The organism is Methylophaga sp. UBA5088 (assembly GCF_002414625.1).
GTDB lineage: Bacteria > Pseudomonadota > Gammaproteobacteria > Nitrosococcales > Methylophagaceae > Methylophaga > Methylophaga marina.
This window is the reverse complement of record NZ_DIAC01000118.1, coordinates 10,733-18,478: the sequence shown is the minus strand read 5'-3', so window position 1 is coordinate 18,478 and position 7,746 is coordinate 10,733. Positions and strand designations below refer to the sequence as shown.

The window sequence follows — 7,746 nt, the reverse complement described above, 5'->3', positions numbered from 1 at the left end:
ATTATCACAAGTCACCAACACAGTCAGTGCTGATTATGTCATGCCTTTCTGGAGTGAAACCATTAATACGGTGGGTGTGAATACTGAATTTAAACAGCAAGATACAGATACTAGTGAAAGTGAATCCTTCGCTGTTGGTGGCTATTACAAACGTGATAGGTGGGGTTGGGACGAGACAGGCTCTCTCAAAGTATTACAGGAAAATTTTGATATTTCTGATGAGAGTGAATCGACACTACTACTTATTCCAGGCATGTCTTGGAGTAGAATCTGGGCTGACAATACTATCTACACAAAACACGGGGCTCGTTTATCTTTGAGTCTGTCTGGCGCATCTGAAGCCGTATTATCAGATATTACATTCGGTCAGATCGTCGTCAGAGGTAAGTTCATTCAGTCGTTTGGTGAGAATAGCCGTTTTATTACACGAGGATCGGTCGGTGCGACTGAGGTCAGCGACTTTGACAGGCTGCCGAGTTCGCTGCGCTTTTTTACTGGTGGAGATAACAGTATTCGCGGTTTTGACTACCAATCTCTTGGGCCTGAAAACTCTGATGGTGACGTCGTGGGTGGACGTTATCTCGCGGTAGGTAGTGTGGAGCTCGAACATATGTTTCTTAAAGACTGGGGCGGGGCTGTCTTTTCTGATTTTGGTAACGCTTTTAATAGTTTTAGTGATCCAATTGAATACAGCGTTGGTATTGGTGTTCGCTGGCGTTCACCTGTCGGTTTAATTCGTGTTGATTTAGCAAAGGGACTCTCAGATAAGGATGAGCCCATTGCATTACACATCGTTATTGGCCCGGATTTATAAACATGCGTAAGCCTATTCTTATCAGTGTTATTGTTATTTTTGTGGCCATCATTCTTAGTATGGGCTGGCTTTTGACGACTCAGTCAGGTCTGAAAGCATCACTCAATATCGTTCAAACATTTGTGCCGGCGCTGAATGTAAAAGAAGCTAATGGCCAATTATTCGGCAAGTTGTCTTTATCTGATGTTCGTTATCAATCAGAGCAGGGAACCGCTGTTCAGATTAAGAGTGTGGTATTGCAATGGCAGCCATCAGCTTTATTAAAACGCCAGTTATTCATTCAACAAGTGGCTGTGGATGGTGTGATCTTGAGCACATCAGAACAAAGCCAGGAGACGGAACAGTCCAGTTCTGACTTCACACTGCCGGATATCCATTTACCTTTGAGCATTAAGCTGGAAACGCTTAGTGTTAAAAATGTCACTGTTGCTCAAACTGAAGCAAGCAATACGTTGTTGGAAGATGTCCAGCTTGAGCTTGAAACCATAGCAGATGATGTCATTATCAAAAAACTATACATCGAACGCGAAGATGGACAGCTAGAGTTGAAAGGGCGTATAGGCTTAACAGCAGAACATGCGGTCGATTTGGCGTATCAGGCACAAATCTCGGATGTCTTAGCTGAAACTGTCATCATCGATGGCAATATAGACGGCAATCAACAACAACTGGTACTCACTCAGCATGTTCAGCAGCCCGTTAAATCCGAGCAGAAACTGGTTGTTAATGACCTGACCTCTTCGTTGCACTGGATATTAACAGTCTCTGCCGATGTAGTTGATGTCAGTCAACTTGTGCCTGAGCAGCCATTAGAACTAAACAAGGTCAAGCTTCATGCTAAAGGCACGCTGTCTAGCATGACGAGCTCGCTGCAATTGACGGCGAAACAGCCGGAATTGCCAGCTATTGATCTAGCTATTCAAGCTAACACTGACGATATGGCTGACTGGGATATCGAGCTTACAGCGAGCCCTGATAACGAAAAAATCATTACCGTCGCAGGCAAGGTCAATACTAATACACCTGATATAGCCTTTGATCTTAAGGCGGTATGGCAACAACTTCAGTGGCCATTACAAGGCGACGATGTGTTGATAAAAAGTGAGCAAGGCGAAGTCATGCTAACCGGTTCATTAAAGTATTACGAAGCTACGCTGGATACGGTAACAAGTTACCAGAATGAGCCCGTGGCGATCACGGCAAAGCTGGAAGGCAATGATTCATCGCTTGAAATCGAACAACTCGAGATGCAAGGTCTGGGGGGAAATATCGATACGGCAGGTCATATTGACTGGTCATCAACCCCAATCACTTATGATCTTGAGGCCCATTGGCGTGATATCACCATACCTGACTCGCTTAGTGAATTAGCTATTGATATAAGGGAAGGTCGATTAAGTTTAGCAGGCAATACCAGCAGCATGACATTACGCTCAGAAACTGATTTATCGGTAAATGAGGTCGCCATGAAGGTAAAAGCCTCAGGTGATGGACAAACCGATATAGGGTTTGAGCAAAGTCAATTATATGTTGAGTTGGGGCAGGGTAAAGTTGAATATCAAGGCCGGTTAGCCTGGGTGGGTGAATCCTTAGTGAATGGTGAGCTGACATTAACACAGCTCAACCCTGGGATTATTGTGCCAGAATGGCCAGGTAACTTATCCGGTCAGGTACCGTTAAAAGTCAGCCAGAAAAATAAGCAACTAGCCGTCGAATTAGAGTCGCTGAGATTATCTGGCACACTGAGACAGAAACCGCTGGCGATTGAAGCCAAACTACGCACCCAAGCTGAAGATGTCTGGATTGATACCCTCAAAGCAAACTCAGGTGATTCACAGATGAGTTTAAATGGACAGCTTCAAAATGACATCCTGGATATTGACTGGACATTAAGCTCACCTGACCTACAAGATCTGTATCCTGGCTTGCAAGGACAACTGAGCGGTGAAGGCGAGTTAACAGGTAGTGTCGAACAACCACGTATTTTGGCGGAGATTAATGGCCAAGCCCTTGCCTTTGAAACAACAAAAGTAGAGACACTCTCAGGCAATATTGATGTCAGTCTGCAAACTAATGCCAATATCAATAGCCACATTCTTGTTACTGGACTGATGCTATCCGATCAACTCATTAACCGTATTGAGCTTGCTGTGCAAGGAAAACAACAGTCTCACCAAATACAGCTTAATGTTGACTCAAACATGATCAATCTCGATTTAGCAGCAGACGGACAGCTGAACAAGGAAATATGGACAGGACAGTTCAGTCAATTCAGTTTTGGTAATGAACAGGCGGGTGTTTGGCAACTGAGAGAAAAAGGTGAGCTCCAACTCAGTGCGCAACAGCAAGATATTCCTCGTCACTGCTGGCAGTCTGAAAAAGGAAATCTCTGTTTGGCTGCAATACATTCTCAAGAACAGTGGCAAGTATCAGGCGAGTTTGCGGATTTACCTTTGACGTTGTTTGAGCCACTAGCCGTGGAACTTGAGCAGCTGCAAGGACAGTTAAAAGGCCGCTTTAGCCTGGCTGCAGATAAGCACAATAAGATGACGGGGGCAGGCAAAATTTCTTTAGAAAATGGTTCTGTTCAGCTTAATCAGTCAGACCTTCAACAAAAGCAAGCCGTTACGCTGAAAAATACCTTTATTGAGTATCAGTTAGATGAAACTCAGACCACAGCACAGCTGCACATTGAACCTCAAATAGAGGGTGTATCAGCCATGAATGCAGACATAGCAACAGCCAGTGCAGAGGCTTTAATGGCCGACCCAAACCAGGCAGCACTAAAAGGTAAGATCACTACCCATATCGCGGATATGTCAGCATTACAATTTTCACATCCGGCCATTGAAGGCTTGCAAGGCGAGCTGGATGTCAATATCGGTATTAGCGGAACCATAGAGCAACCAGAGATTGATGGTAAAGCGAAGTTGGCTGATGGACAGGTTAGCGTGGTGGATGCCGGAATTATTGTGAAAAATATCCAAGCGGATATTAACGGTAACCTTGACAAGGTTCAGATGACCTTAACGGCTGAATCCGGTGAAGGGCAGCTTAATGTCACAGGTGAATATGTGCTACAGAACTCGGGCTGGGCGCTGACTGCAAATGTATCAGGGTCACAGCTTGAAGTGATGAACACACCTGAAGCACTGGTTATTGCTGAGCCCGATATGACGATTACAGTGACTCCGGAAGCCACCAAAGTCACAGGGAAAGTATCGATTCCACGCGCCCAGATTGAACCGACTCGGTTTAACTCATCAGTGAGCCCCAGTACGGATGTGAAGGTCATTTCAGATACCCAAACGGAACAGGTGAGTTCCTCACAAACTCAGTTGGATATCACGGTCAGTCTTGGTGACAAAGTTCAGATCAAAGCTATGGGATTTCAGGGACGTTTGACGGGTAATTTGCAGGTGTCAGGTAACCCTAATGATGTATTGCTAGGTAATGGCCAGATAACGCTTAAAGACGGAAGCTATATTGCCTATGGACAGTTGTTGAAAGTCGACAATGGCAAAATTCGTTTTTCTGGTCCTATTGATAATCCTGAGCTGGATATTAAAGCAGTACGAGAAACAAAAGAGGTGACTGCAGGCCTGTATATTGAAGGTAATGTGAGTGCACCTCAGGCAACGTTATTTTCTGATCCTGATATGAGTCAGGATGATATTTTATCTTATTTGATTTTAGGCAAACCGATTGAGCAAGCCAGCGCCACCGATGCGGCGCTATTGGCCTCAGCGGCGACAGGTATTGGCCTACAAAATGGGGCGATGATTGGTGACGATATTGCTAACACGTTTGGTCTGGATGAGTTTGCTATTACCGGTGATAGTAAAGAAAATGCAGCGTTGACGATTGGTAAATACTTATCACCAAAACTCTATCTAAGCTACGGGATTGGCGTGTTTGATTCAGTCAGTAGTGTGGAGCTTCGATATCAGCTAAGTAAAATCTGGGCGTTAAAAGCAGAATCGGGCACTGAAAGTGGTGTAGATTTACTTTATACCTATGAGCCATCTAATGATTAGAGGTTGAAAGAGACGATACAAAAAAGCCCCGATATCGGGGCTTTTTTATGCGTATGAGGTCTTAAAGCATCAATCCTGATGCTTTGAAACAACGCCTTATAACAGACGAATCAGATGCGGTTCTTTTCTCTGATTTCGTCCAGAGTTTTACAATCGATGCATAGCGTTGCTGTTGGTCGAGCTTCTAAACGACGAATACCGATTTCAGTACCACATGACTCACAGAAACCGTAGTCACCTTTTTCTAAGTCCACCAGTGACTCATCAATCTTCTTGATTAATTTACGTTCACGGTCACGTGTGCGTAACTCAAGTGTGAATTCTTCTTCCTGTGTGGCGCGATCATTTGGATCGGGGAAGTTGGCCGCTTCATCTTGCATGTGATGAACGGTGCGGTCGACCTCAGCACGAAGCTGTGCTCTCCAGTTTTCTAAAATCTGACGAAAGTGCTCAACTTGAGCATCGTTCATATACTCTTCGCCTGCTTCCTCCTGGTAAGGAGTAATCTTAGTGTCGACTTGAGTGTTTTCCATCTTGAAACCTCATACTTTCTAAAACCAAGGGCGAATCTATACCAGAAGCGCCCAGCTTGTGCAAAATTAAAATTAACGTCGATGAACGGGTGTGGTGATAATTGATTATTTAACAATAAAAAACCATCACTTTTTCTCTTCGTCTCGACATCAGTCTGATTAAAAACCAGAGAGCATGGCACCGAAACGCGCACCTGTCTATCTTTTTCAACAGTAGATTAGTACGCCTATGTATGGGCATTGGCAAGCCTTTTCAATAGCTGCTGTTAAACCAGCTGAATTTGCTAAACTAGCCGCCAATTATTTCACCTTAAAACTCAAACGGATACGGCATGACCAAAAAAGTCGCCAGTCGCGCAAACGCAATTTCTCCCTTCCACGTTATGGATATTTTGTCTCAGGCTAAACAGCTGGAAGCGGCAGGACAGAACATCATTCATATGGAAGTGGGGGAGCCCGACTTTGACACACCTCAACCGATTATCGAAGCCGGCATGCATGCATTAAAGCAAGGTAAGACGCATTACACCCCAGCGTGTGGTTTGCCTGAATTAAGAGAAGCAATTGCTGGCTGGTATGAACAGCAGTATCAGGTAAAGGTCAATGCTGAGCGAATTATTGTCACACCAGGCGCATCAGGCGCATTACTTTTGGTAATGGGAGCGTTACTCGAGAAACAGAAGCAGGTGTTGTTGGCGGATCCCGGTTATCCCTGCAATAAACACTTTGCCAGATTTGTTGAAGGACGCGTCAATAGTATTCCGGTTAATGCGAATAACCAATACCAACTCACCGCTCAGCATATTGAGCAATATTGGGATGATAATACCGTGATGGCTTTAGTCGCTTCACCATCTAATCCAACAGGCACGGTGTTAACCCAACCAGACCTCAAGGAGTTAGCTGCTGCTGTCGCGAGAAAATCAGGCCATCTAGTCGTTGATGAGATTTATCATGGCCTTACCTATGATGGCTTTCACGCGCCCACGGCCTTATCGGTGAGTGATCAGGTGTTTGTCGTCAACAGCTTTTCTAAATTCTTTGGTATGACGGGATGGCGTTTGGGCTGGTTAATGGTGCCGGAAGGCTATACCGAAGTGATGGACAAATTAGCCCAGAATCTGTTTCTTGCACCAACGACCATGTCGCAATATGCCGCACTGGCGGCGTTTCAGTCCAATACCTTAGCGATATTAGAACAACGTCGCCAAGCCTTTGAGCGCCGCCGAAATACCTTGCTGCCATTATTGAAAGATATCGGCTTTTCCATACCCGTCACGCCACAAGGTGCTTTTTATCTTTATGCAGATTGTTCAACACTGCTGAATGAGCAGATACCCGATAGTATGGCTTTATCCCGGTTCCTGCTAAGTCAAGCCGGTGTCGCTATCACACCAGGTTTGGATTTTGGTCATTACCAAGCTGGGTCACATTGTCGTTTTGCCTATACAAGAGATGAGTCCTTGCTGGTAGAAGCTGCTGAGCGTATCAAACGTGTCATGACTGGATAAATCAAATAAGGCTTGTTTAGCAAACGCTAATATGGAATAGTCAAATGAGAGTCTGACATCGTCGGCTCTATATTCATTACCAATCGGATGGGCAGGCATGACAACGGTGATTCACCAACAATTACGCTTTGTTATTGATGAAATAGATAAAGCGATAGACAGTCATCAACAATGGTATCAACGGCTTTTGCGAGTGTTAGTGTCCCGCGTGGCACCTGATGAAAAAGATCTCAAAAATGATGCACATAAGTCATGTGAATTTGGTGAGTGGTTGTACACCTCACATATCGAGCTGATTCAGGAGCATCCCACCTTTGTGTCTCTGGAAATAGCCCATGAAAAGATGCACAGAAAAGCGAAGCAACTGATTGAGCTTGTCGTGTCTGATCAAGGGATTCCAGTGAGCTTGTTTGATGAGTTTAACGATGAGCTTGAAAAGATGCGGACACAGTTCCAGGCATTACGTCACGAGTTCGCCGATTTGGTCCAGAACCTGGATCCCTTAACTGGGGCTCAGACGCGAGCCGGTATGCAGGCTGAACTGAATAAAGAGCATGCTCTGGCAAAACGAAGCCAACAACCCAGCGCATTGGCTATGCTCGATCTTGACCACTTTAAACAGGTGAATGATAACTACGGGCACTCAGTCGGCGATGAGGTATTGATTAAAACGGTCGCATGTTTACAGCACGTATTGAGACCTTATGATCAGCTTTATCGCTACGGTGGCGAAGAATTCCTGATTTGCATGCCCAATACCACATTAGAACAAGTCGAACATGTGGCAGAGCGTATTCGCAGCATGGTTGCAGAACAGCAGATTATTTACGATAAAGAAGGTAACACATTAC

Annotated in this window: 5 protein-coding genes; 4 read left to right on the top strand and 1 reads right to left on the bottom strand. The window is 44.9% G+C overall.

Features of this window, described 5'->3' with window-relative positions; genetic code table 11:
* Together B4K20_RS14820 and B4K20_RS14815 are read left to right on the top strand one after the other, a co-directional pair.
* Nucleotides 1-814 (top strand): autotransporter assembly complex protein TamA (locus B4K20_RS14820; RefSeq protein ID WP_289283502.1); only part of this gene is annotated, 814 nt, incomplete at its 5' end.
* A gap of 2 nt (nucleotides 815-816) precedes the next feature.
* Entirely contained in the window at nucleotides 817-4,851 is a 4,035-nt protein-coding gene (locus B4K20_RS14815) for a translocation/assembly module TamB domain-containing protein (RefSeq protein WP_289283501.1), read from the top strand.
* A gap of 110 nt (nucleotides 4,852-4,961) precedes the next feature.
* On the opposite strand, the gene dksA is transcribed toward B4K20_RS14815, so the two are convergent.
* Nucleotides 4,962-5,384 (bottom strand): RNA polymerase-binding protein DksA, encoded by a 423-nt coding sequence (dksA, locus tag B4K20_RS14810; RefSeq protein WP_284722493.1) that lies wholly within the window; start codon nucleotides 5,382-5,384, stop codon nucleotides 4,962-4,964.
* 332 nt (nucleotides 5,385-5,716) lie between these two features.
* Between dksA and B4K20_RS14805 the strand changes: the two genes are divergently transcribed.
* Nucleotides 5,717-6,895, top strand: a complete 1,179-nt coding sequence (locus B4K20_RS14805) for a pyridoxal phosphate-dependent aminotransferase (protein WP_289283500.1) — start codon at nucleotides 5,717-5,719, stop codon at nucleotides 6,893-6,895.
* A gap of 97 nt (nucleotides 6,896-6,992) precedes the next feature.
* Nucleotides 6,993-7,746, top strand: a 754-nt coding sequence (locus B4K20_RS14800) for a diguanylate cyclase (RefSeq protein ID WP_289283499.1), incomplete at its 3' end; no start/stop codon positions are given.

Coding starts and splice junctions, on each gene's coding strand:
- B4K20_RS14815 (WP_289283501.1), top strand. CDS start 817: ATGCGTAAGCCTATTCTTATCAGTGTTATTGTTATTTTTGTGGCCATC.
- dksA (WP_284722493.1), bottom strand. CDS start 5,384: ATGGAAAACACTCAAGTCGACACTAAGATTACTCCTTACCAGGAGGAA.
- B4K20_RS14805 (WP_289283500.1), top strand. CDS start 5,717: ATGACCAAAAAAGTCGCCAGTCGCGCAAACGCAATTTCTCCCTTCCAC.